Below are 25,899 nucleotides of genomic sequence, written 5' to 3'. Positions count from 1 at the left end.
CCGGTCCACCGGCCGGTTTTCGATGGGTTCCTCTTCGTGAAAGGCGCTGTGTTGGTGAATCTCGCCGCTGTCCTGGCCACCGGGCTGTTCGCCGGTGGCGTGTCCTGCGCCGCTGTGCAAGGCGGCCTGCTCGCGGGTCTCGTGGCCCGGCAACGCCCAGCTCCCGCACCCGGCACCGGCACGCCTGGCAGGCCGGCCTCGACCACGAGCACGGCCGGCCGGGCGACGGCCGGTCCCGCCGGCGCGGACGCCGCCGCAGGCTCGGCGCGGGGGCGGCTGGTCGACGACCTCGTTCCGGTCGGCGGGTTCCTGGCCGGCAAGCTCGTCTCCCACACACTGCTGGGTGCGGCGCTCGGCGCTGTGGGCGCCGCGGTGCAACTGTCGGTCGGGCTGCGTACCACGGCGCAGATCGTCGCCGGGGTCCTGATCATCGTGTTCGGCCTGGCGCAGCTGGGGGTGCCCGGCTTCCGCGGCATCACGGTCACCCCACCGGCGTCGTGGGGCCGGTTCGTGCGGGGCCGGGCCCGTTCGCAGTCCGTGCTCGCCCCTGCGCTGCTCGGCCTGGTCTCTGTGCTGATCCCGTGCGGGGTCACGCTGTCCGTGCAGGCCCTGGCCCTCACCTCCGGCTCGCCCTGGGCGGGCGCGGCCACCATGGCGGTGTTCGTGGCCGGCACCGCGCCGCTGTTCACCGTGCTCGGCTACGCGGCCCGCAAGGCCGCCACCGCCTGGCGAGGCCGGCTCGCCGCCGCGACCGGTCTCGTCGTCCTCGGCGTCGGCGCGTACACCCTCAACGGCGGGCTCGAGCTGGCCGGCTCACCCTTCGCGGCCAGCCGCGTCGCCGAGGCCGCTGGGCTCGGCCCCGCACCGATCACCACCTTCGCCCCGGAGGATGCCCCGCCCGTCTCCACCGACGGCGGCCGGCAGACCGTCATCGTCACCGCCCGCACCGGCTACTACCGACCGGCGAACCTGCAGATCGCCGCGGGTGTCCCCACCACGCTCATTGTCCGCTCCGCCGGCGCCGAGGGCTGCGTACGGTCATTCATCATCCGCGACCGGCAGTACATCCTGCCCGTGCGCGGCGACACCAGCATCGACCTGGGCACCCTCACCCCTGGCCGGCTGCGTTACAGCTGCGGCATGGGCATGTACACCGGCAGCCTCACCATCGCCTGAAAGGCACCTTCCGTGAACGCACCCACCACGGCCACCATCACCTTCCGGGTCGAGGGCATGCACTGCGGCAGCTGTGGCCTGCTCATCGACGACACTCTCGAAGACCTCCCCGGCGTCAGCGCCTCGACCACCAACGTGCGCACCGGCCACACCACCGTCACCCTCGATCCAGCCCGGGTCGCTCCCGAACAGGTGATCACGGCGATCGGACAGCTGGGCGACTACTCCGCGCAGAGGGAGTAGCCAGGGCGGCTGAATCCTCGGCGTGGAACCCGCGCTTCATCGCCATTTGCTTCTCTGGACATAGCGGCGTGAGATCTTTACGAACCTCGATCTCTCCATCTACCCTTTGGGGAAGGTTCCGGCGACGTCGACGACACGTAGTCATGTTGTCGATGGTCGATGCTGATGGTCTTCGCCGCAGTGCGTCGAGGGATCGCGCCGTGCGCCATGGGCTTCATTCGAGATGGCCGCAGCCGACATTCGAGTGCGAGGACGCGATGAGCGACAGTGCGATAGCGCAGCCCGACGTGCGTGAGTATCCGTTCGAGGTCTTCGCGGCGGCCTGCCGGACGAACTGCTGCGCATGGTCGAGCACGATCTGATCCGCGACGTCGACGCCGGCGCGGTCACGACCGGAAGGGGCACCTCATGATGGGCGGGAGGGCCGTCGTCATCGGTGGCAGCCTGGCGGGCATGGCCGCGGCGCGCGCACTGGCCGAGCACTTCGCAAGCGTCGTCGTCATCGAGCGCGACGAGCTCGCCGACGACACCGAACCCCGCCGCGGCGTGCCCCAGGGCGGACACGGGCACGTGCTGCTGGTCGCCGGGCAGCGGGCCCTGGACACGCTGTTCCCCGGCCTCATGGCCGAGCTTGTCGCGGCGGGCGCGGTCGAATTCGATCCCGGGATGGACCTGTCCTTCTTCCGCTTCGGCGCGATCTGGCCGCGGGTCCGTACGCAGCTGCGGCTCGTGACGGCGAGCAGGCCCATGCTCGAACGCGCCGTCCGGCGCCGGGTGCGGGCGCTCGCCGGCGTCGAGGTACGCACCGGGATCGCCGTGTCCGCCCTCGTCGGCGACGGCGAGCGGATCACCGGCGTCCGGCTCGACGACGACACGGTGCTGGACGCCGGCGTGGTGGTCGACTGCAGCGGCCGCGGCGGCCGATCCCAGCAGTGGCTGCGGGATCTGGGCCACCGGGAGCCACGCGTCACCGAGATGAAGATCGGCGTCGGCTATGCGACGCGGCTGTACCGTCGCAGGCCCACCGACCTCGGCGATGCGCGGGCCGCGTTCGCCCTGCCCGATCCGCCCAGCGAGCTGCGCGCCGGGCTGGCCCTGCCCATCGAGGGCGATCGGTGGGTTGTGTCGCTGGGTGGCTGGCACAGCGCCTTCCCGCGCGACGAGGCGGCGTTCGCCGCGCACGCCGCATCCCTGCCGCATCCGGGCCTCGCGGGCATCGTGGCGGACGGCGAGGCTCTCAGCGACATCACCGTGTGTACGCTCCCCGTCAGCAGGCGCCGCCATTTCGAGGAGCTGCACGGCGCCCCGGCGGGCTATCTCGCGCTCGGTGACGCCGTGTGCAGCTTCAACCCGATCTACGGCCAGGGGATGACCTGCGCGGCCATCGAGGCGGTTGAGCTGGGCCGCCTGCTGGAGCGCCACGCCGCGGTGACGGCGACACTGAGCCTCGAGTACCACCGGCGGGCGGCGCGGGTCGTCGCGACGCCGTGGCGGTTCGCCTCCGGTGGCGACTTCGCCTACCCGCAGACCGCGGGCGTCCGGCCACGCGGGGTCGCGCTGGTCAACGCCTACGCCCGGCGGGTACAGCTCGCATCCATGGTGAACCAGGACGTCCGGCAGGTGTTCACCTCGGTCCAGCACCTGATCATGGACCCGGCCGCGCTGAGCACCCCGGCGATGGTGGCGAGGGTCCTGCGCTCCGGACGCCGGGCCGCCCGGCGTGACCGGGGCGGCGCGACGCCCCCGGTGGGTGGCGAGGCGGGAGCAGCACGGTGACGGCCGGGGAGCGCCTTCGGGACTATCCGTTCGAGCCGTTCCGGGGGAGGCGGCCATTCGCATGGACGAATGGCAGGTTCGAACTCGGGGGAGTCGTCACACATGCCACGCCGCCGCCGTACGCCGCTGCTCGCCGCCCTGGCCCTGACCGCCGTCGCCCTCGCCACCTCGGGCTGCCTCGGGCTGCCCGATCCGGATCCGCAGCCGCGCCCCACCCTGGCCACGTCCCGTCCGTCCCCGACCGCGAGCCCCGCGAAGGACGAGCTGGTCGCCGCGCTCGGCCGGCTGGTGGCGGGCCCGTACCGGTACCACGTGCAGAGCAACCTCCCCGAGCCGACCAGCGGCACCGTGGACGCGACCGGCGCCTACGACCACGACGCCAAGCTCATCGACGAGTCGGTCACCCTGGCCGGCGGCCGCTCGGACGGCTTCGTCCACCGCCTCGTCGTCGACCACGACCTCTACACCCGCACCCGCGAGTCCGACAAGTGGATTCACCTCGACCTGACCCGTGCCCGCGCACCCGAGATGCACGCCCCCAACCTCGACGACCCGACCGGCCTGGCCAGCTTCATCACCACGATCGCCGAGGCCACCCGCACCGGCCCGCACTCCTTCAAGGGCCGTTTCGACCCGCACAGCAGTAAGCCCTTCATGCCTATCGGCTATCCCGGCGTCGTCGCCTTCATGATCGACACCGTGCCCTTCACCGCCGAGACCGACGATCAGGGCAACGTCACGTCGATCCACATGGAGCTCGAGATCAAGGACAAGCCCAAGCTCGACATGACCACCACCTTCTCCGACCACGGCAAGCCGCTGGGCCTGTCCCGCCCGGCCAGGAACAAGACCTCGGAGGCCGCCGGCCTGTACTACAAGTGACCCCGTCGACCCGCCCGGAGTCGAAAGCCGGCTCCGGGCGGCAGGTTTGTCATGCCGGCGTGGCTACACCCGGCCGACAGCGCCGTACATCGCGACATCCGCCGGCGCTGGGCGCTCAAGGGTGTCCGGGCGCCATTCGCTGATCGGTACGATGCCCGGTTCGACGAGTTCAAGACCGTCGAAGAGGGCGCCGAAGACGCCCCGGTCGCGTGGCCAGGTGTCCGCGTGGCCGCGCGCGAACATCGCGTCGAAGGTGGCGGCGGTCTGCGGGTCGAGGAAGTCCTTGGTCATGTTCGTCGCCACCAGGTAGCTGCCGGGCGGCACGGCATCGAGCAGGTCTGCGACGATCTGGCGGGCCTGCTGGTCGTCGTGGATGAAGTGCAGCACCGCGATGAGCAGGATCGCCACCGGCTGGCGCAGGTCCAGCGTCGCGGTCAACTCGGGGGCGCTCAGGATGGCGGCCGGATCGCGTGCGTCGGCGTCGATGTAACTGGTGGCGCCCTCCTGGCTGCCGATCATGAGCGCCCGTGCGTGCGCCAGGACCATGGGGTCGTTGTCAACGTAAATGACGCGCGACTCCGGCGCGATGACCTGGGCGACCTCGTGGGTGTTGCCGGGTGCTGGCAGGCCCGTGCCGATGTCGAGGAACTGCCGGATCCCGGCTTCGTGAGCGAGGTAACGGATGGCCCGGCCGTGGAAGGCGCGGCCTTCCCGGGCCGCCGTCCGGATGGCGGGCCACGCTGCGGCGATTCGGTCGCCGGACTCGCGATCGACCAGGAAGTGGTCTTTGCCGCCGAGCCAGTAGTTCCAGCGCCGGGCGGGGGACATGGTGTGGGGGTCCAGCCGCGAATCTGGTGTGGTGCGGTCGATGTCGCTCGTGGACACAGCCAAGACCTCCCGGCTATCGAAGACAGTGCTCGCCGGCGCCGTGCCGCGAGGATGCGACGCAGTGACGCTCATCGTAGCCTTTGCGACCACCAAGCGCCGACCCGGTTGGTGCGGACACGCCGCCCGAGCGCGAAGTGGTCGGCGCCGGTCCGGTCGGCGCCGCCACGGCGAACTGCTTGTCGAGCGCGGCGAGCGGGTCCGCATCGTGACGCGCCGGGGTGGCGATCCCGAGTACCGCGTCGATCGAGGGCCGGGCGGGCGAGGGCGACGACGAGCTGATCGCGCGGGACATCGCGATCGGGCCGGCGGTGTTATGTTCGACGTCTGTGAATGTTTCAGCAGCGGCGCCCATAGATGGACGCACGAGGGGAGCTGTATGCCCGTCATTGAGGTGGCCGACCTGACGCGCACCTTCCGGTCCCGTTCCCGGTTGCGGCTCACCGAGCGCGTGGTCGAGGCGGTGCGTGGGGTCAGCTTCGGCGTCGAGCGGGGCGAGCTGTTCGGGCTGCTCGGGCCAAACGGGGCGGGCAAGACGACGACCATCAAGATGCTCATCACGCTGCTGCTGCCGACGAGTGGGCGGGTGCGTGTGCTCGGATACGACGTCGTGGCGCAGCCACGGGAGGTGCGGCGGCGGGTCGGGTATGTGTTTGGCGGCGACCGGGGGCTTTACGACCGGCTGTCGGGGTTGGACAACCTACGGTATTTTGCTGAGCTTTATGCGGTGCCGGCCCGCGAGCAGCGTGGGCGGATCGGCGAGTTGCTGGAGCTGGTCGGGCTGAGCGGGCGGGAGCGGGAGCGGGTCGAGGGCTATTCGCGGGGCATGCGCCAGCGGCTGCACATCGCGCGCGGGTTGCTGCACCGGCCCGAGGTGCTGTTCCTTGACGAGCCGAGCATCGGCATCGATCCGGTCGGCGCCCGGGAGCTGCGCCAGACCGTCAAGTCGCTCGTGGAGATCGGCACGACGGTGCTGCTGACCACGCACTACATGTTCGAGGCCGATGAGCTGTGTCACCGCATCGCGGTCATCAGCGGCGGGCGGATCGTGGCCGGTGGCACTCCGGAGGAGCTCAAGCAGCGCGTCAGCGTCGGCAACATCGTGGAGTTCGAGGTGTTCGGGATGGCGGCGGACACCAGCGACCGGGTGCGGGCGCTGGGCGGGGTTCGCTCGGTGAGCGTGCAGGAGCGCGGGCCGGCGCAGGTGCTGCTGGTCCACGGCGAGCCCGGCGTTGAGCTGACCCCGGCCGTGCTCGGCCTGCTTGACGGGGCACGGGTCGGGCGGGTCGCGACCCGCCCGCCGACGCTGGAGGACGCCTACATCGAGCTGGTGGGGCAGTCGTGAGGTATGTGCGCATCGTGGCCGTCGCGTGGGCGCTGCAGCTGAAGCTGCGCAGCCGTTCGGCGTTCGACGGCATCCTCGGCGTGTTGTACCCGCTGTTCTTCGCCACCACCGTATTCCTCATGTACCGCGGCGTCGGCGCGTCCGGCCCGGCGCTGCTGTCGGCGGCGGTCGGGGCAAGCATCATGGGCGTGTGGTCATCGACGAGCACGACCGCCGCCTCGTCGCTGCAGCAGGAGCGCCGTCAGGGCACTCTCGAACTGCTCGTCGCCGCGCCGTCGCCGTTCCCGCTGTTGATCCTGCCGATGACGCTGTCGATGGCCACCGTCGGCGCGTACAGTCTCGTCGCCACCCTGCTGTGGGGCCGGTTCGTGTTCGGCATCGAGATCGCGGTGCGGCACCCGATGGCGTTCGTGGCCGCGTGCCTGGCCACCGTGGCCGCGGTCGGCGTCCTGGGCTTCCTCGTCGCCGTTTCCTCCGTGCGGTACCGCACGGCGTGGGCGCTCGGCACGGCGCTTGAGTTCCCGGTGTGGCTGCTGTGCGGCTTCCTGGTGCCGCTGTCCCTGCTGCCTGGCTGGACCCGGCCGGTGTCGTGGCTGCTCGCGCCGACCTGGGGCATCGAGGCGGTCCGGGCCGCGGCGGTCGGTGGCAACCCGCTGCCGGGCATCGCCGCCTGCCTCGGCCTCGCCGTGGTGTACGGCATCGCCGGCATACTGCTCGCCCGCCGGCTGCTGCACTCGGCCCGCGCCAACGCGACCCTGGCGCTGTCGTGAACGCCCTCCGGCTGTTCTTCATCGGTGGACTGACCAGCTACCGGGCCCTGTTCTCGTGGCTGAGCCCGTGGATCCTCGTGCCCACGTTCATCCTCGGGCCGATCTTCCAGATCCTGTTCTTCGCCTACGTCGGGCGGGCCGCCGGCGCCGAGGACGACGCGTTCTTCGTCATCGGCAACGCGGTGCAGTATGCCGCGATCCCGTGCCTGTTCGCGATGGGCAACACGATCAGCGGCGAGCGGCAGCAGGCGACCCTGCCGCTGCTGCTGGCCTCGCCGGCCGCCCGCATCCCACTGTTCCTCGGCCGGGCGCTGCCCGTCATCGTCAACGGGCTCGTCGTGTCCGTCGTCGCGCTGTTCGCGGGGGCGGTGCTGCTGGGTGTACACCTGCGGCCGGAATCCGCCGTCCCGCTCACACTCGTCGTGGCCGTGTCGGCGTTCGCCTGCACCGGACTGGGCCTGACCAACGCGGCGCTCGCCCTGCGCGTGCGCGAGACGGCGGTGCTGCCCAACATCCTGTTCGGCATCCTGCTCATCTTCGCCGGCGTCAACGTGCGGCTGTCTGCCCTGCCGCCCTGGATGGCCGCGGTGGCGCACTGGCTGCCACTGACCCACGGCATCGACGCGGCCCGGCGGGTCGCGGCTGGCGCCACCCTCGGCGAGGTCCGTGGCGACCTGTACGCCGAGGCCGGGCTCGGGCTGCTCTTCGCTGCCGCCGGCCTGGCCATGCTGGCCTGGTTCGAGCGGGAAAGCCGCCGCCACGCCACCCTCGACGTGGCCTGAACTCACCGAGGTCTGGCCCACCGTCGGCGCTGTCGTCGTTACGTGCGGACCTCGCCGGCGATCAGTAGAGGCCCTCGGGGGCGGTCGTGGTGACCTGCAGCGGACGGATGTTGGCCACGCCGTCAGTGGGCCAATCCGGCCCGGTGTCGTGGCGCAGGGCCTGGTCCCGTTCGAGGACGTTGGGCAGGAACAGGTCCTCGTGCAGCACCGTCAGGCGAACCTGGCCGCTGGCCCCGTACGCGACCGTGGCCGACCAATCGTCGCGCTTGACGACCGCCATCGTCACCTGTGGATAGTTGGGGGCGTACGGCAGGATCTCCCCGTCCTGCGACGGTGGCAGGCCGGCGGCGTTGCCGAAGGTGTTGCCGTAGCTGCGGCCGCAGATGCCCCCGTCCAGTGCCGTGACGAAGTCGCGGTACATGTCCGGGCTGATCTGGGTGCCGCTGAGCCGGACGCCGGACAGGCCCGCCACGAGGTCCGGGTGCCGGCGGATCAGGACCTGCAGCAGGGCGGGCGTGGTGTTGAGGTAGTCGATGCGGCCGGGCCGCAGCACGTCGGCGATCTGCTCCACCAGATGGTCGCTGTACTCCTGCGCCTCGGCCAGCCGGCCCGCACGGATGAGCCGCTTGACCCAGCGTGGGTCCATGTCGATGGCGTAGACCAGCGCGTCGTGCAGCTCGCCCGCCTCCCAGGTGCCGTTGCCGATCAGGTGCGGCCCGGTCGGAGTGGCCTGCAGCCAGCTACGGTGCGGCTGGAAGCCCTCGGCGACGAACGACCACCGGCGCCACGCGCCGCGGTGCAGCACCATGTCGGGGGTGTAGTAGACGCGGCAGGGAGTACCCGTGGTGCCGCCGCTGTCCCAGACCCGGCCGGTGAGGGGGCGGGGGACCGCGAGCGGGACGAGGTCGGCCGGATCCTGCGTGCGCAGCACGTCGAGCGGGAAGGGACCGAAGGCCGTGAGGTGCTCGTACCGCGTGATGTCACGGGGGTCGAAGTCCAGCTCGGCGGCGCGCCGCAGCCAGTAGGGCGAGCCGGTCACCGGATCGAAGTGCCGCCGGATCACGTGGCTGGTCCACTGGTCCAGATCGGTGGCCAGCGATCGCTCGATTAGCGCGTCGCATTCGGCGGCGCGGGAGCCCAGGTGTGTCGTCGTCACCGTCACGCCCGCCCCGCCGAGATCTCGATGCCCAGCTCGAAGGCCGTGGTCATGACCTGCTCGATGTGCTCGGGACGGTCGACGTGCACCACCGGGAACGGGAACCGCAGGACGCCGTCAGGAATGGAACCGCCCATGACCAGGCCCAGCCGGACGCCCTCGTCCTTCATGGCCTCGTGGATGTGGACCAGGTTGATCGGGTCGGTGGGGTTGCGGTAGAACGTGTCGCGGACGTCCTCGGCGGTGACCAGCACCTTGCGATCCAGGCAGGAGATCAGCGGCAGCCCGGGCGCCGCGAACGGCATGGCGTCGATGTACGGCGCCATGAACGTGCGGAAGGGGCCGCGTAGCGGCGAGTGGATCGCCAGCGTCCGGCCCGGGAGCACGACGAGCGCGCCCTGCGGCAGGTCCGCGCCGAGCTTCTCCAGGGCCTCCCGCTCGCCGGAGAGCATGAGGATCAGCGTGGCGCCATCGGCCGTCGGCCCGAACTGCCCGGCCAGGTATACGCCCGGGCGTCCGTCACCGCGGTAGCGGCCCGTGTCCCCGCCGATCGGCGCGAACGCCAGGGCGAGACCCTGCTCGGGGGTGCCGGCCGGCTGCTCCGGTGTGCCGCGGGCGTGCGCGAGCATCTCGAACAGGGCCTGACGGCTGATGGCGCCGGACAGGCTGGCGGCCGACATGCCGCCGAGACTGAGTCCACCCAGTGCCGCCGGTCGCAGCCCGTGCTCCGCGAGCACGTCGTGTACTGCGATGGCGTGGGCCGCCTCGCGGACGGTGCCCACGCTCTGCCGCGCCTCGGGCGCCTCGGGCAGGTCCTCGTCGAGGATCTGGCCAACCGTGTGGCCGGTCCATTGCGCCACCTGCTCGTACAGGTTCCGCACAACGGCGTAGGTCCGGTACAGATCGACGCCTCGCGGTTCGTTTCCGACGCCACCGCCGAACAGATAACCCAGGGTCATCGCCGTATCTCCCGTTAAGACATTGTTCTGGAAATCCGGAAAACAATCGTCACGATTAACTACGAGATGGGATCCGGCCACCACCGTACCCACTGCCGCATGGGCGGGCAAGGCCGCGGACCGGTGTCTCGGCGGACGCTATCGATACGATATCGGTGACTGGCACTATTTCTGTCGTGGCGCAATTCCGTGCTCTGTGCCGATGGCGAGCAGGCAGAGAACGACTGATGGCAATTAAGTCGGCGTGAAAATGAGTGATATGAATTCCATCGCTCCTGTCGCGATTGTCGGATATTCCTGTAGGTTTCCCGGGGCCAGTGATCATGCCGCGTTCTGGCGGCTGCTGAGCGAGGGCCGGGACGCGGTCGGTGAGGTTCCAGCGAACCGCTGGGACGCCGCCGCGCTCGCTTCGACACCGCAGACCCGGGCCGCGCGCTGGGGTGCGTTCCTCGATGATCCGAGCCTCTTCGACGCCGACTTCTTCGGGATCTCACCTCGCGAGGCCACGGCGATGGATCCGCAGCAGCGACTGGTGCTGGAGCTGGGCTGGGAGGCGCTGGAGCACGCCGGCGTCGTGCCCGCCGTCCTGAGCGGCAGCAGGACCGGGGTGTTCGTCGGGGTCGCGCTGGACGACTACGCCTTGCTGCGCGGCCGGCTCGGCACAGCCGCGATCACCACACACTCGGCCGTCGGCAGCTTGCGCTCTCTGATCGCCAACCGGCTGTCATACCTGCTCGGTGTCCGCGGGCCCAGCCTGATCGTCGACTCCGGCCAATCCTCGTCGCTCGTCGCCGTCCATCAGGCCTGCGAGAGCCTGCGCGCGGGTGAGTGCACGGCCGCGCTCGCCGGTGGTGTCAACCTCAACCTCGCGCCGGACACCGCCCTGGCGATGGCCGCGGCCGGTGCGCTCTCTGCGGACGGCCGCAGCCACACCTTCGACTCGCGCGCCAACGGATACGTACGCGGCGAAGGCGGCGCCCTCGTCCTGCTCAAGACGCTCGACCGGGCCCTCGCCGACGGGGACCGGGTGCGATGCGTGATCCGTGGCGGCGCGACCAACAACGGTGCCGCGACCGAGGGCCTCACCGTTCCGGACGCCCACGTCCAGCGGGAAGTGATCGAGCTCGCGCTCCGGCGGTCCGGCGTCCCCGCCGGCGAGCTGCAGTACGTCGAGTTGCACGGCACGGGGACCGCGGTCGGCGACCCGGTCGAGGCGGCCGCGCTCGGCGCGGCGATCGGCGTCCACCGTCCCAGCGGACAGCCCCTGCGGGTCGGCTCGGTCAAGACGAACATCGGCCATCTCGAGGCGGCCGCCGGGGTGGCCGGGTTGCTCAAGGTGATCCTGTCGCTGGAGCACGAGATGCTGCCCGCCAGCCTCAACTTCGTCACGTCGAGCCCGGCCATCCCGCTGGACCGGCTCAACCTGAGTGTGCAGCGGGAGTCGAGCCCCTGGCCGGCGACCGGCGACCTCCGCCGCGCCGGGGTGAGCTCGTTCGGCATCGGCGGCACGAACGCGCACCTGGTCCTCGAGGAGGCGCCGCGGCCGGCCCGGCGCCCCGCCGGTGACGCATCGCCCGCGCCGGAGCCGGATGCCGCCGGCGATCGGGCCGACCCGGTGATGTGGGCGCTGTCAGGCCGCACCACGCATGCACTGCGCGGTCAGGCCGCCCGGCTGCACGCCCACCTTGTCGAGCGTCCCGGTGTCGCACCGGTCGATGTCGGTTATTCGCTGCTCACCGGGCGTACGGCCTTCGAAAGCCGAGCCGCGGTGACGGGACGGGACCGCGACACGCTCCTGCGGGGCCTGCGGGCGCTGGCCAGCGGCGACGCCGACCCCTCCCTCGAGACCGGCGTGGCCGTCCGGTCCGCCGGGACGGCGTTCATCTTCCCCGGTCAGGGCCCGCAGTGGCCGGGCATGGCCGCCGCGCTCCTGGAAGCCGTTCCCGAGTTCGCGGCGGGCATCGCCGAGTGCGAGCGGGCGTTGGCGCCGTTCGTCGACTGGTCACTGACCGGTGTGTTGCGGGGCGAGGCGGGCTCCGCGTCGCTGGAGCGGGTCGATGTGGTCCAGCCGGCCCTGTTCGCGGTGATGGTGTCGCTGGCCGGGCTGTGGCGTTCGTACGGGGTCGTGCCGGACGTGGTCCTCGGCCACAGCCAGGGTGAGATCGCCGCGGCCTGCGTCGCGGGCGCGTTGTCGCTAGGCGATGCCGCGAAGGTGGTGGCGCTGCGTGGCCGGGTGCTGCGTCACCTGTCCGGCAAAGGCGGCCTGGTGTCGATGGCGGTGGACCGCAGCCGCGCTGAGGAGCTGATCTCGCCGTACGGAGGCAGGGCCGTCATCTCCGCTGTCAATGGCCCCTCGGCCGTGGTGGTGGGCGGTGAGCCCGCGGTGCTGGACGCGGTGCTGGCCGACTGCGCGGGTGCCGGCGTACGGGCCCGGCGCGTCCCGATCGACTACGCCTCGCATTCTCACCAGGTGGCGCTGGTGCGCGACGAGCTGCTCGAAACCCTCGCCGACGTGCGGGCGCATGCCGCCGAGATCCCGATCTGTTCCTCGGTGACCGGTGAGCTCATCGACGGCGAGACGATGACCGCCGGCTACTGGTACCGCAATCTGCGGGAGCCCGTGCAGTTCGCCCAAGCCACCAGGAGCCTGCTGGACGCCGGGTTCGGCCGATTCGTCGAGGCGAGTCCCCATCCCGTGCTGCTCGCCGCGATCGACGGTACGGCCGAGGAGGCCGGCCGGGCAGTGGCCACGATCGGCACGCTGCGCCGCGGCGACGGCGGCCCCGATCGCTTCCTGGCCTCGCTCGGCGCCCTGTACGTGCACGGCGCGTCGATCGGCGGCGAGGCCCTCTTCGCGCGCTCGGGAGCCCGCCGGACCGACCTGCCCGCGTACGCCTTCCAGCGCAGTCGCTACTGGCTGGCGGATCCGCAGCCGGGCATCGAGGCGCCCGAGCAACCGGCGGCCGACGACCGGCGGGTCCCGGTGGTCACGCCGGGGGACACCGCCGCCGAGCCGGCCGTGGAACCGGACCGCGACATCGCGCGCCTGGTACGCGTCCAGATCGCTCGCGTCCTCGGCCGCGGCACCGTCGAGGACCTGCCCGCCGGGCGCACGTTCAAGGAGCTGGGCCTTGACTCCCAGTTGGGCGTGGAGCTGCGGGACCTGCTCATCCGCGGCACCGGCCTGCGGCTGCCGAGCACCCTGATCTTCGACCACCCGACTCCGGACGAGCTGATCGCCCACCTGGGCCGGCGGCTGCGCGGCGACACCGAGCCGGCGCGGCCCGCGGCCGCGCGGGAGACGTCTGCGGCGGACGACGACCCGGTGGTGATTGTCGGCACGGCCGTCCGGCTGCCCGCTGGTATCACGTCACCGCAGCGGATGTGGCAGGCCGTCGTCGACGGTGTCGATGCCACCAGCGAGTTCCCCACGGACCGAGGCTGGGACCTCGCCACCTTGCACGACAGTGACCGGCTCGGAAGCAGCTACGTGCGCCGCGGCGGGTTCCTGGACGACGTGGCGGACTTCGATGCCGACTTCTTCGGGATCAGTCCGCGTGAGGCGATCGCGATGGACCCGCAGCAGCGGCTGCTGCTGGAGACCTCATGGGAGGCGCTGGAACAGGCCGGCATCCGCCCGGAGCGGCTGCGCGGCGATCGGGTGGGCGTGTACGTCGGCGCGACCGCCATGGAGTACGGCCCCCGCCTGCACGAGCCGGTCGAGGGAACCGACGGGCTCCGGCTGACCGGCACCTCCACCAGCGTCGGTTCCGGTCGCATCGCCTACACCTTCGGCCTGCTGGGCCCGGCGATCACCGTCGACACCGCCTGTTCGTCGTCGCTGGTGGCGCTACACCTGGCGGTTCGGGCGCTGCGCACCGGGGACTGCTCCCTCGCGCTGGTCGGCGGCGCGACGGTGATGGCCACTCCGGGCATCTTCGTCGAGTTCTCCCGGCAGGGCGGCCTGGCCCCGGACGGGCGCTGCAAGGCGTTCTCATCGGACGCCGACGGCACCGGCTGGGCCGAGGGCGTCGGCATGCTCGTGCTGGAACGGCGATCGGACGCGGTGGCGAACGGACACGCGGTGCTGGCCGTGATCCGCGGGTCGGCGGTGAACCAGGACGGTGCGTCGAACGGGCTGACGGCGCCGAACGGTTCGTCGCAGCAGCAGGTGATCCGGCTGGCGCTGGCCGACGCGCGGTTGTCGGCCGCGGACGTGGATCTCATGGAGGCGCACGGCACGGGTACCCGGCTGGGCGATCCGATCGAGGCGCAGGCGCTGCTGGCGACCTACGGGCAGGACCGGGCCGAGGACCGGCCGCTGTGGCTGGGATCGATCAAGTCGAACGTGGGCCACACCCAGGCCGCGGCCGGAGTGGTCGGCGTGATCAAGATGATCATGGCGATGCGGCACGGGATGATGCCGCGTACGTTGCACGTCAGCGAGCCGTCGCCGCACGTCGACTGGTCCTGCGGAGCGGTCGAGGTGCTGAGGGAGTCGCGGCCCTGGCCACCTGTGGGACGACCGCGTCGGGCGGCGGTGTCCTCGTTCGGCATCAGCGGCACCAACGCTCACGTCATCCTCGAGTACCCCGAGCCTGCCGACTCCGCCGGGACCGCGCGGCCCGCCGCCGAACCGACGCCGGCGCCGGTCTGCGACGTCCTCGTCCCCTGGGTGCTGTCGGGCCGGGACGAGACCGCGCTGGCCGCGCAGGCCCGGCGGCTCGCCGGCACCGCGGCGGACCTGGGCCCGATCGACGTCGGCTGGTCACTGGCGAGCACCCGCAGCCACCTCGCCCAACGCGCCGTCGTGCTCGGGCGGAGCGGAACCGACCTGCTCGACGGTCTCGCCGCGCTGGGCGAGGGCCGTTCCACGGCCGGGGTCGTCCGTGGTCGCCCGGTTACCGCAGGTCCGGTCTTCGTCTTCGCCGGTGAGGGCTCGCAGTGGACCGGCATGGCCCGGCAGCTGCTGGAGATCTCGCCGGCGTTCGCGGCCCGGATGTCCGAATGCGGGGCGGCCCTCGCCCCGCACACGGGCTGGTCACTGCTCGCCGTCGTCCGCGGCGAGGACGGCGCACCGTCGCTCGACCGGGTGGATGTGGGTCAGCCCGCGCTGTTCGCGGTGAGCGTGTCGCTGGCGGCGATGTGGGAGTCCCACGGCGTACGCCCGGCGGCGGTGGTCGGACACTCCCGAGGCGAGATCGCCGCTGCGTGCGTGGCCGGCGTGCTCTCCCTGCCCGACGCGGCCCGGCTGATCGCGGCCCGTGGCCGGCTGCTGCACGCCTCCGGCCTGGCCGGCAAGGGCGCGATGGCCTGGGTCGCGCTGACCCCCGACCAGGTCCGCGGCCGGCTCGGCGCGACCGCCGGGCTTGAGATCGCCGCCGTCAACGGGCCGGCGTCGGTCGTCGTCGCGGGCGACCCGCGGCGACTCGGCGAGTTCACGGCGGCCTGCGCCGCCGACGGGATCCGGACCCGGCCCGGCACCGCCGGCTTCGCCTTCCACTCCGCGCAGATGGAGACCGTCGCCGCCGCGCTCGCCGAGGCGGCCGCGTCGGTCGTCCCGCGGCCGGCCGCGGTGCCGTTCTTCTCCACGGTCAGCGGGGCCAGGCTCGACGGTACCGTCGACGCCGCTCACTGGCAGCGCAACCTGCGCGACAGCGTGCGGTTCGACGCCGCGGTACGCGCTCTGCTCGACACCGGGCACGAGCTCTTCATCGAGGTCAGCCCGCACCCCGTGCTCATCCCCGCGATCCAGGAGACCGCGGATGCGCTCGGCCGGCCGGTCGCGGTCCTGGGGACGCTGCGGCGGGGGGAGGACGGCCGCTCCCGGCTGCTCACCAGTCTCGCGGCCGCCCACGTACACGGGGCGGACGTCGACTGGTCCGGTGCCTTCGCCGGGACCGCGGCGCGAGTGGTGGACCTGCCGACGTACGCCTTCCAGCGTCGGCGCTACTGGCTCGCCGCCGACCGGTCCACCGACCTCGCCGAGGCCGGGCTGCGCGCCGCCGGACACCCGCTGCTCAGCGCCGTGGTGGAGGTCGCCGGAACCGACGCCGCCGTAGTGCTCACCGGCCGGCTGTCCAGGCACACGCAGTCGTGGCTCGACGACCACGCCATCGGCGACACCGTCCTCGTACCGGGCACCGCGCTGGTCGAGCTCGCGCTTCGCGCGGGCGACGAGGTCGGCTGCGACCTGGTCGAGGAGCTCACCCTGTTGGCCCCCCTCGTGGTGCCCCGCGAGGGTGCGCTCAGCCTGCAGGTGGTGATCGGCCAGGCCGTCGACGGCCGCCGGCCGGTCGGCATCTTCTCCCGCGCCGCCGACGAACTGTCGGCGGGCGGGTGGACCCAGCACGCCGGCGGGACACTGGCCGAGGGCGGGCGTCCCGAGCCGGGCGACGCCCTGGCGGTGTCCTGGCCCCCCGCAGGCGCCGAGCCTGTCCCCGTCGACGACTTCTACGCCCATCTGCAAGAGCGCGGATACCGCTACGGTCCGGCGTTTCAGGGACTGCGGGCGGCCTGGCGCCGCGACGGCGAGGTCTTCGCCGAGGTGGCCCTGCCCATGAACACCGAGGCGCCGGACGAGCGCTACGGTGTGCATCCCGCCGTGTTCGACGCCGCGCTGCACGCCATGTTGCTTCCCGGCTTGCTCAGCGGGCCGACGGTCCTGCCCTTCGCCTGGACCGGCATCCGCCTGCACGCCACCGGCGGACTCGCCTTGCGGGTGCGGATCGCTCGTCTGAGTGGCGAGGCGGTCTCGGTGTCCGTCGCCGACCCGCAGGGTGACCCTGTCCTGACGGTCGATTCCTTGACGGTACGCCCCGTCGCGCCCGGCCAGCTGGCCGCCGCGCGCCGCGCCGACGGCCTCTACGAGGTCCGCTGGACCCCCGTCACGGGCTCTGTCGACGTATCCGTGCCGTGGGTGGCCTGGGCGGGTGCGGCGACGCCGGCCGTGGCGGCGGGTGCCGTGCTCGTCGACTGCCGCACCTTCGACACCGGCTCGGATCTGCCCGCGGACGCCGCCGCCGTGGTGTGGCGGGTCCTTTCCGCGATGCGGGAGTGGCTGGGACGCGACGGATTCACGGACTCCCGGATGGTCGTGGTGACCCGCGCAGCGGTCGGCGAGGCGGTGCCGGATCCGGCCGGTGCGGCGGTCTGGGGCCTGGTGCGCTCGGCGCAGCTGGAGCATCCGGGCCGGTTCGCGCTGGTCGACGTGGGCGGCGACCCGGGAGCCGAGCTACCGGGGGTGCTCAGCGCGTCGGGCGTGTGGGACCTGCTGGGCTCCGAGGACCAGATGATCGTGCGGTCGGGCCAGGCGTCGGCGGCCCGGCTGGCCCCGATCGTCACCGGCGACGGCGACGGCATGACCGATCTGGGCGACGGCGCGGTGCTGATCACCGGCGGCACCGGGACCCTGGGCGGGTTGCTGGCGCGGCATCTGGTGCGGCGCTGGGGCGTGCGGCATCTGGTGCTGCTGTCGCGCCAGGGCCCGGTCGCCCCGGGCGCGGCGGAGTTGGTGACGGAGCTCAGCGACGCCGGGGCCCGCGTCGACGTCGTGGCATGTGACGTGGCCGACCGCCCGGCGCTGGCATCGGCGTTGGCGGCTGTGCCGTCGTTGTCGGCGGTGGTGCACGCGGCGGGCGTGTTGCGCGACGCGACGGTGACGAACATGTCGGCGGAGGACGTCGACACGGTCTTCCAGGCGAAAGCCGCGTCGGCGTGGTCCCTGCACGAGCTGACCGCGCATCACGACCTGTCGGCGTTCATCCTGTTCTCGTCGGCCACCGGCGTGTTGGGTGGGGCGGGACAGGGCAACTACGCCGCGGCCAACGCCTTCCTGGACGCCTTGGCGGTGCGCCGGCACGCGGCGGGCCTGCCGGCGCTGTCCCTCGCGTGGGGGCTGTGGGCGGCGACGAGCGCGATGACGGGCGGGCTCTCGGTGGCGGACCGCCGGCGGCTGGCCCGCAACGGCCTCGTCGCGATGCCCGACGAGGAGGCGCTGGCGTTGCTCGACGCCGCCCTCGCCACCGGCCGGGCCACCGTCGCTCCCATGCGCCTGGACCTGTCCGCGCAGCGCCGCGATCACGTGAGCCTCCCTGCGCTGTGGCGAGGTCTGATCCGTGCCTCGCGCCGCGGTGCCGCGACCGCCGAGGACCGGCCCGACCTGCGGGGACGACTCGCCGCTCTGGTGGAACCCGAGGACCGCGAGTGGCTGCTGGCCGAATTCGTCCGCGCCGAGGTGGCAGCCGTCCTGGGTCACGACCGGCCGGAAGCCGTCGACGTGCATCGTGCCTTCAACGAGCTCGGTCTCGACTCGTTGACCGCGGTCGACCTGCGCAACCGCCTCAGCCAGGCCGCGGGCCTCCGGCTGCCGGCAACGCTGATCTTCGAGCATCCCCGCCCGATCGAGGTCGCCCGGCATCTGGTGCGGGAGCTGACCGGCGAGGGCGGCGCCGACGGCGGTACCGAGGGCGATTCGCCCGTCCCGTTGTCCTCCGCCACCGCGATGGAGGACGACGGTGTGATCGATGAGATGGATGTTGCGGATTTGGTCCGTTTGGCGATCGAGGGTGTTGAGTCCTGATGGCTTTGCAGGGTGGCGGTTCGGCGGAGATGTCGCGTGAGGCGTTGGTTTCTGCTTTGCGGGAGTCGGTGAAGGAGTCTTCCCGGTTGCGTCGGCAGAATCGTGAGTTGGTGGCGGCTGCGCGTGAGCCGGTGGCGATTGTGGGTATGGCGTGTCGTTTTCCGGGTGGGGTGTCGTCGCCGGAGGGTTTGTGGGATTTGGTGTGGTCGGGTGGGGATGGGGTTTCTGGGTTTCCGGTGGATCGGGGTTGGGATTTGGAGCGGTTGTTTGATCCGGATCCTGGTCGTGAGGGTCGGTCGGCTGCGCGTGAGGGTGGGTTTCTTCATGATGTGGCGGAGTTTGATGCGGAGTTTTTTGGTATTTCTCCGCGTGAGGCGTTGGCGATGGATCCGCAGCAGCGGTTGATGTTGGAGACGGCGTGGGAGGCGTTTGAGCGGGCGGGTATTGATCCGTTGTCGTTGCGGGGTTCGCGTACGGGTGTTTTTGCTGGGGTGTTGAGTCACGAGTATGGGTTGGTTCTTGATGGCTGTGATGATGTTGGTGGTCAGCAGCTTGTCGGGAATTTGGGGAGTGTGCTTTCGGGGCGGGTGTCGTTTGTGCTGGGTTTGGAGGGCCCGGCGTTGACGGTGGATACGGCGTGTTCGTCGGCGTTGGTGGCGTTGCATTTGGCGGCGCAGGCGTTGCTGCGGGGTGAGTGTGGTTTGGCGCTTGCTGGTGGTGTGACGGTGATGGCTCGTCCGACGTCGTTTGTGGAGTTCACTCGGCAGGGTGGGCTGGCTGCGGATGGTCGGTGTAAGTCGTTTTCGGCGGCTGCGGATGGTACGGGTTGGTCCGAGGGTGTTGGGTTGTTGGTGGTTGAGCGGTTGTCGGATGCGTTGGCGAATGGTCGTCGGGTGTTGGCGGTGGTTCGTGGTTCGGCGGTGAATCAGGATGGTGCGTCGAATGGTTTGACGGCGCCGAATGGGTTGTCGCAGCAGCGGGTGATTCGGGCGGCGTTGGTGGATGCGGGTTTGTCCGCGGTGGATGTGGATGTGGTTGAGGCGCATGGTACGGGGACTCGGTTGGGTGATCCGATTGAGGCGCAGGCGTTGTTGGCGACGTATGGGCAGGGTCGGCCGGTGGGGCGGCCGTTGTGGTTGGGTTCGGTGAAGTCGAATATTGGTCATACGCAGGCCGCGGCGGGTGCGGCGAGTGTGATCAAGTTGGTTGAGGCGTTGCGTCATGGTGTGTTGCCGAAGACGTTGTATGTGGATGAGCCGTCGCCGTTTGTTGATTGGTCGTCTGGTGCGGTGTCGTTGTTGGCTGAGCCGGTGGTGTGGGAGCGGGGGGAGCGGCCGCGGCGTGCGGGTGTGTCGTCGTTCGGGATCAGTGGTACGAACGCGCATCTGATCATCGAGGAACCCCCCACCGTCGAGGAACCGGACAGCGCCGGCGCCGAGCGCGCCGAGACATCCGGCACCGTCGTGTGGCCCGTCTCCGCGGCGAGCCCCCAGGCACTGCGCCGCCAGGCCGAGCGGCTGCGTTCGCACCTGCTCGCCCGTCCGCAGGAGCGTCCCGCGGACGTCGGCTTCTCCCTCGTCACCACCCGCGCCACGCTGTCGCACCGCGGCGTCATCATCGGCGACGACCGCGACACCATGCTCGACGACCTCGAGGTGCTCGCCGGAGGCGGTACCAACGCCCGGGTCGTTCAGGGCACGCCCCCGGGTGGAGAGCTCGCGTTGCTGTTCACGGGACAGGGGGCGCAGCGCGCCGGCATGGGACGGGAGCTCGCCGCTCGTTTCCCCGTCTTCGCCAAGGCACTGGACGAGGTCTGCGCCGCCTTCGGCGACCAGCTCGGCCGGCCGCTGCGGGACGTGCTGTCCTCGGGGGACCAGGAGCTGCTCGACCAGACCATCTTCACCCAGCCCAGCCTGTTCGCCTTCGAAGTCGCCCTGTTCCAGCTGCTGCGGCATGCCGGTATCCGGCCACGCCGCGTCGCCGGCCACTCGATCGGGGAGATCGCCGCGGCGCACGTGGCCGGGGTGCTCTCGCTGCGCGACGCGGTCACCCTCGTCGCGGCTCGCGGCCGGCTCATGCAGGCGCTTGCCGAAGGCGGTGCGATGGTCTCCGTCCGGGCCACCGAGGAGGAGGTGGCCGCCCTGCTGACCGGGCGGACGGGGCGTGTCGCGATCGCAGCCGTGAACGGACCGCAGGCGGTGGTGCTGTCCGGCGACGAGGACGCGGTGCTGGAGATCGCCGATCGGCTCGCCGCGCAGGGGCACAAGACGCGACGGCTGAGGGTCAGTCACGCGTTCCACTCGCCGCGCATGGACCCGATGCTCGACGACTTCCGGGCGGTGGCGCAGACGCTGACTTATCACTCGCCCCGCCTGCCGCTGGTGTCCACTCTGACCGGGGAGTTGGTCTCCGCGGCGGAGATCGGCTCGGCCGACTACTGGGTACGGCACGCGCGGGAAGCGGTGCGCTTCGGCGACGCCATGCGCCAGCTGCAGGACATCGGGGTCAGGACGTATCTCGAGATCGGCCCCGACGCCGTGCTGAGCGCCATGGGTCAGGAGTGCGTCGCCGAGATCGAGGGCACGACGTCCGAGCTCGTACCGGCGCTGCGCAAGGCACAGTCAGAGGAGCGGTCGTTCCTGATCGCCCTCGCGCGGCTGCACGTGCGGGGCTTCGTGCCGGACTGGGCGGCCCTGCTCGCCGACACCGGCGCCAGGCGCGTCGACCTGCCCAGCTCCGTCTTCGAACGCAAGCGTCACTGGCCGAGCCCGGCGCGGCGCGGACCCGCCGATGCGACCGATCTCGGTCTCGACGCCGCCGGCCATCCACTGCTCGGCGCGGCCGTACGCCCGGCCGGCACCGATACCCTGCTGCTGGCCGGACGGCTCGCCCGCGACACCCACCCCTGGCTCACCGATCACCGGGTGGGGGACAACGTTCTGTTCCCAGGCGCGGGGCTGGTGGAACTGGCGCTCGAGGCCGCCGATCGCCTCGGCGCCGACACCCTCGACGAGCTCACGATGCTGGCCCCGCTGCATCTGCCGGAGAGCGGCGCGGTCGACGTCCAGGTGCTGGTGGCTGAGGCAGACCCGGCCGGGCGGCGGCCTCTGGCCGTGCACGCCCGCCCCACCGGTTGCGACGACTGGAACCGGGTGGCGGCCGGCACCATCTCCTCGAGCGACCCGATCGCCGTCGACTTCCCTGCCGTCTGGCCGCCCGCCGAGGCCGAGGTGGTCGACCTGACCGGCTGGTACGACGAGGTCGCCGAGCACCAGCTGCACTACGGTCCCGCCTTCCAGGGGTTGCGCGCGGTGTGGCGGTCCGGCACCGAGGTGTTCGCCGAGATCGGCCTCGGCGAACAGGAGGCTCGGCAGGCCGACGGATACGGGCTGCACCCGGTGCTGCTCGACTCGACGTTGCATGCGATCGGACTGGGCGCGTTGCCGATCACCGGGCAGACCCGGCTGCCGTTCGTCTGGACCGGGGTGCGCCGTCATTCCCGCGGGACGTCGGCCGTCCGGGTCCGGGTCGCCGCGATCGGGCCGGACGCCGTGTCGTTGACGCTGACCGACGACGGTGGCCGCCCGGTCGTCTCGGTGGAGTCGCTGACCCTCCGCGCGGTCAGCGTGAACCAGCTCGGCCGGCAACCGGATCCGCTGTTCCAGATGCACTGGACGGCGGTACCGGCCGAGCACGCCACGGCCGTGTGGGCGGTCCTCGGCGACCGCCAGGACCTGGCGCTGGAGCTGACCGCCGCCGGGCAGCAGGCCCGCACGTACCCGGACCCGACGGCGCTGGCCGCCGCGCTGGACGCGGGTGCCACCGTCCCGGACGCGGTGCTCCTCCCGCTGGCGGGCGCCGCAAGCGGGAACGACGCCGACGTGGCCGCCTCGGTCCGCGCCGCGTGCCACGAGTCGCTGGGGCTCGCACAGGCCTGGCTCGCCGACGACCGGTTCGCCGCTGTCCCGCTGATCGCCCTCACGCGTGGCGCGGTCGCGGCGACGCCCGGCGAGACCGTCACGGACCTGGCCGCCGCGGCGGCCCGGGGCCTGCTGCTGACGGCCGGGACCGAGAACCCCGGCCGGTTCGTGCTCGTGGACGTGGATGCCGAGCCGGCGTCCGTGCGGGCCCTGCCACAGGTCCTCGGTGCCGACGAGCCACAGCTCGCCATCCGCGCCGGGGTTGCGTTGGCCGCCAGGCTCGCCCCCGTCGTCGCCACAGCTGCCGGCCTTCCGTCGTGGCCCGAGCACGGCACCGTGCTCGTCACCGGCGCGACCGGTGCGCTGGGCCGGCTCTTCGCCCGTCACCTCGTCACCGAGCACAGGGTGCGCCACCTGCTGCTCGTCAGCCGCGGCGGCGCGCGGGCCGCCGGCGCCGACGAGCTGCGCGCCGACCTGACCGGCCTCGGCGCCGAGGTCACCATCGCGGCCTGCGACGTCGCCGACCGCGACGCGCTCGGCGGGCTGCTCGCCTCGATCCCGGCCGCGCATCCGCTGATCGCGGTGGTGCATGCCGCGGGCGTCCTCGACGACGGAATCATCGGCGCGCTCACCACAGACCGCGTCGACGGGGTACTGCGGCCCAAGGTGGACGCCGCGTGGAACCTGCACGAGCTCACCCGCGACGCGGGCCTGACCGCCTTCGTCTTGTTCTCCTCCATCGCGGGCGTCTACGGCAACGCCGGACAGGCCGGCTATGCCGCGGCCAACGCGTTCCTGGACGCGCTGGCCCGGCACCGGCGCGAGCAAGGACTGCCCGCCGTTTCGCTCAGCTGGGGAGCCTGGGCGGACAGCGGCATGGCGGCCACCCTGAGCGCGGCGGACCTCGCCCGGGTCGCGCGCTTCGGCTTCGGCGCGCTCAGCGATGCCGAAGGACTGCGCCTGTTCGACCTCGCCCTCGGCCACGACGCCGGCCACGTCATAGCGGCACGGGTGGACACGAGCGCCCTCGGCGCCGACCCCGCGCCCCTGCTGCGCGGCCTGGTGCGCGTCCGGCGGACGCCCCAGCAACGCGTCGCCGACTCGGATCTGCTCATCCGGCGACTCGCCACGCTGAGCCCGCGTGACCGGGAGAAGGTGCTGCTGGACCTCGTCCGCGTCGAGACGGCCGCGGTGCTCGACTACGCCGGTGCCGGCCAGGTGCCGCGGAACCGGACCTTCATCGAGCTCGGTGCCGACTCGCTCACCGCTCTGGAACTGCGCAATCGGCTCAACAGGGCGAGCGGGCTGAACCTGCCGCCGACCGTCGTGTTCGATCACCCGACACCGGTCGTGCTGGCCCGGCTGTTGCAGGCCGAGCTCCTCACCGCGCCCGCGGAGCCCGAGCAGGACGACTTCGACGAGGCCCGCTTCCGCCGCGAGCTCGCCGCGGTGCCGGTGAGCCGGCTGCGTGAAGCGGGACTGCTGCCGGGTCTGCTGGAACTGCTCGGTGCCCAGGCCGGCGCCTCCGCCACTGTGGCGAAGGACGACGGTGTGATCGATGACATGGATGTTGCGGATTTGGTCCGTTTGGCGATCGAGGGTGTTGAGTCCTGATGGCTTTGCAGGGTGGCGGTTCGGCGGAGATGTCGCGTGAGGCGTTGGTTTCTGCTTTGCGGGAGTCGGTGAAGGAGTCTTCCCGGTTGCGTCGGCAGAATCGTGAGTTGGTGGCGGCTGCGCGTGAGCCGGTGGCGATTGTGGGTATGGCGTGTCGTTTTCCGGGTGGGGTGTCGTCGCCGGAGGGTTTGTGGGATTTGGTGTGGTCGGGTGGGGATGGGGTTTCTGGGTTTCCGGTGGATCGGGGTTGGGATTTGGAGCGGTTGTTTGATCCGGATCCTGGTCGTGAGGGTCGGTCGGCTGCGCGTGAGGGTGGGTTTCTTCATGATGTGGCGGAGTTTGATGCGGAGTTTTTTGGTATTTCTCCGCGTGAGGCGTTGGCGATGGATCCGCAGCAGCGGTTGATGTTGGAGACGGCGTGGGAGGCGTTTGAGCGGGCGGGTATTGATCCGTTGTCGTTGCGGGGTTCGCGTACGGGTGTTTTTGCTGGGGTGTTGAGTCACGAGTATGGGTTGGTTCTTGATGGCTGTGATGATGTTGGTGGTCAGCAGCTTGTCGGGAATTTGGGGAGTGTGCTTTCGGGGCGGGTGTCGTTTGTGCTGGGTTTGGAGGGCCCGGCGTTGACGGTGGATACGGCGTGTTCGTCGGCGTTGGTGGCGTTGCATTTGGCGGCGCAGGCGTTGCGGCGGGGTGAGTGTGGTTTGGCGCTTGCTGGTGGTGTGACGGTGATGGCTCGTCCGACGTCGTTTGTGGAGTTCACTCGGCAGGGTGGGCTGGCTGCGGATGGTCGGTGTAAGTCGTTTTCGGCGGCTGCGGATGGTACGGGTTGGTCCGAGGGTGTTGGGTTGTTGGTGGTTGAGCGGTTGTCGGATGCGTTGGCGAATGGTCGTCGGGTGTTGGCGGTGGTTCGTGGTTCGGCGGTGAATCAGGATGGTGCGTCGAATGGTTTGACGGCGCCGAATGGGTTGTCGCAGCAGCGGGTGATTCGGGCGGCGTTGGTGGATGCGGGTTTGTCCGCGGTGGATGTGGATGTGGTTGAGGCGCATGGTACGGGGACTCGGTTGGGTGATCCGATTGAGGCGCAGGCGTTGTTGGCGACGTATGGGCAGGGTCGGCCGGTGGGGCGGCCGTTGTGGTTGGGTTCGGTGAAGTCGAATATTGGTCATACGCAGGCCGCGGCGGGTGCGGCGAGTGTGATCAAGTTGGTTGAGGCGTTGCGTCATGGTGTGTTGCCGAAGACGTTGTATGTGGATGAGCCGTCGCCGTTTGTTGATTGGTCGTCTGGTGCGGTGTCGTTGTTGGCTGAGCCGGTGGTGTGGGAGCGGGGGGAGCGGCCGCGGCGTGCGGGTGTGTCGTCGTTCGGGATCAGTGGCACGAACGCGCATCTGATCATCGAGGAACCCCCCACCGTCGAGGAACCCGCCGAACCCGTCGACCGGGCCGCACCGCACCCGGGCCCGGTCGCGTTGGTGCTCTCCGCCCGCAGCGCACAAGCCCTGCGTGACCAGGCGGGGCAACTGCTGCCGCTGCTGCGTGACGGCGTCGCCCAGCCGCTCGACCTGGCACATGCCCTTGTCACCACGCGTGCCGCGTTCGAACACCGGGCCGTCGTCGCCGGCGACCGGGACGCCCTGGTGGACGGGCTGACCGCCCTGGCGACCGGCGACACCGGATCCGACGTCGTCAGCGGCGTGGCGGCGGAGCCCGGCTCCGTGGTCTTCGTGTTTCCGGGTCAGGGTTCGCAGTGGGTGGGTATGGCGCGGCAGTTGTGGGAGCAGTCTGCTGTGTTCGCCCAGCGGATGGTGGAGTG

Annotated in this window: 14 protein-coding genes; 10 read left to right on the top strand and 4 right to left on the bottom strand. The window is 71.4% G+C overall.

Translation table 11 applies throughout. The features are described 5' to 3' along the window. Nucleotides 1–54: 54 nt before the first annotated feature. The 4 genes from AB0367_RS04090 (at nucleotide 55) to AB0367_RS04075 (ending at nucleotide 4,077) form a co-directional block, all read left to right on the top strand. Nucleotides 55–1,176 (top strand): sulfite exporter TauE/SafE family protein, encoded by a 1,122-nt coding sequence (locus AB0367_RS04090; protein WP_366224680.1) that lies wholly within the window; start codon nucleotides 55–57, stop codon nucleotides 1,174–1,176. Between the two features lie 12 nt (nucleotides 1,177–1,188). Beyond that, a complete protein-coding gene (locus AB0367_RS04085) occupies nucleotides 1,189–1,419 on the top strand; it encodes a heavy-metal-associated domain-containing protein (RefSeq protein ID WP_366224679.1) in 231 nt (76 codons plus the stop codon). A gap of 408 nt (nucleotides 1,420–1,827) precedes the next feature. Beyond that, nucleotides 1,828–3,195, top strand: a complete 1,368-nt coding sequence (locus AB0367_RS04080) for a hypothetical protein (protein ID WP_366224678.1) — start codon at nucleotides 1,828–1,830, stop codon at nucleotides 3,193–3,195. A 102-nt stretch (nucleotides 3,196–3,297) separates the two neighbouring features. Next, entirely contained in the window at nucleotides 3,298–4,077 is a 780-nt protein-coding gene (locus AB0367_RS04075) for a hypothetical protein (RefSeq protein WP_366224677.1), read from the top strand. A gap of 63 nt (nucleotides 4,078–4,140) precedes the next feature. Here AB0367_RS04075 and AB0367_RS04070 read toward each other — a convergent pair whose 3' ends face one another. Both AB0367_RS04070 and AB0367_RS04065 read right to left on the bottom strand, forming a co-directional pair. Continuing rightward, the gene (locus AB0367_RS04070; RefSeq protein WP_366224676.1) at nucleotides 4,141–4,962 is read right to left on the bottom strand and encodes an SAM-dependent methyltransferase; all 822 of its coding nucleotides are present in this window, start codon (nucleotides 4,960–4,962) and stop codon (nucleotides 4,141–4,143) included. 16 nt (nucleotides 4,963–4,978) lie between these two features. Continuing rightward, nucleotides 4,979–5,317 carry a hypothetical protein gene (locus AB0367_RS04065; protein ID WP_366224675.1) on the bottom strand — a complete coding sequence of 113 codons (339 nt, stop codon included), beginning with the start codon at nucleotides 5,315–5,317 and terminating at the stop codon, nucleotides 4,979–4,981. Nucleotides 5,318–5,341: 24 nt separating this feature from the next. On the opposite strand from AB0367_RS04065, the gene AB0367_RS04060 reads away from it, so the two are divergent. The 3 genes from AB0367_RS04060 to AB0367_RS04050 are packed head-to-tail and all read left to right on the top strand — an operon-like array spanning nucleotide 5,342 to nucleotide 7,859. Further along, nucleotides 5,342–6,307 (top strand): ABC transporter ATP-binding protein, encoded by a 966-nt coding sequence (locus tag AB0367_RS04060; protein WP_366224674.1) that lies wholly within the window; start codon nucleotides 5,342–5,344, stop codon nucleotides 6,305–6,307. Then, on the top strand, nucleotides 6,304–7,077 hold the full coding sequence (locus AB0367_RS04055) for an ABC transporter permease (RefSeq protein ID WP_366224673.1): 774 nt from the start codon (nucleotides 6,304–6,306) through the stop codon (nucleotides 7,075–7,077). The genes AB0367_RS04060 and AB0367_RS04055 overlap by 4 nt, the downstream gene beginning before the upstream one ends. Next, nucleotides 7,074–7,859 (top strand): ABC transporter permease, encoded by a 786-nt coding sequence (locus AB0367_RS04050; protein ID WP_366224672.1) that lies wholly within the window; start codon nucleotides 7,074–7,076, stop codon nucleotides 7,857–7,859. The genes AB0367_RS04055 and AB0367_RS04050 overlap by 4 nt, the downstream gene beginning before the upstream one ends. A gap of 61 nt (nucleotides 7,860–7,920) precedes the next feature. On the opposite strand, the gene AB0367_RS04045 is transcribed toward AB0367_RS04050, so the two are convergent. Both AB0367_RS04045 and AB0367_RS04040 read right to left on the bottom strand, forming a co-directional pair. Beyond that, nucleotides 7,921–9,015: a hypothetical protein gene (locus AB0367_RS04045; RefSeq protein ID WP_366224671.1), complete on the bottom strand. Its 1,095-nt coding sequence runs from the start codon at nucleotides 9,013–9,015 to the stop codon at nucleotides 7,921–7,923. 2 nt (nucleotides 9,016–9,017) lie between these two features. After that, a complete protein-coding gene (locus tag AB0367_RS04040) occupies nucleotides 9,018–9,974 on the bottom strand; it encodes a hypothetical protein (protein WP_366224670.1) in 957 nt (318 codons plus the stop codon). A gap of 259 nt (nucleotides 9,975–10,233) precedes the next feature. Here AB0367_RS04040 and AB0367_RS04035 point away from each other — a divergent pair, with 259 nt between their 5' ends. The 3 genes from AB0367_RS04035 to AB0367_RS04025 all read left to right on the top strand — a co-directional run. After that, nucleotides 10,234–18,555 carry a type I polyketide synthase gene (locus tag AB0367_RS04035; RefSeq protein ID WP_366224669.1) on the top strand — a complete coding sequence of 2,774 codons (8,322 nt, stop codon included), beginning with the start codon at nucleotides 10,234–10,236 and terminating at the stop codon, nucleotides 18,553–18,555. Continuing rightward, the gene (locus tag AB0367_RS04030; RefSeq protein ID WP_366224668.1) at nucleotides 18,555–24,089 is read left to right on the top strand and encodes a type I polyketide synthase; all 5,535 of its coding nucleotides are present in this window, start codon (nucleotides 18,555–18,557) and stop codon (nucleotides 24,087–24,089) included. Before AB0367_RS04035 ends, AB0367_RS04030 begins: the two co-directional genes overlap by 1 nt. A 29-nt stretch (nucleotides 24,090–24,118) precedes the next feature. Then, a partial coding sequence (locus AB0367_RS04025) for a type I polyketide synthase (protein WP_366225114.1) occupies nucleotides 24,119–25,899 on the top strand: 1,781 nt, incomplete at its 3' end.

This window comes from Dactylosporangium sp. NPDC051484 (assembly GCF_040689395.1).
In the GTDB taxonomy this organism is placed as follows: Bacteria; Actinomycetota; Actinomycetes; order Mycobacteriales; family Micromonosporaceae; genus Dactylosporangium.
The sequence above is the reverse complement of the archived record's forward strand: the minus strand, read 5'-3'. Positions and strand labels throughout refer to the sequence as shown.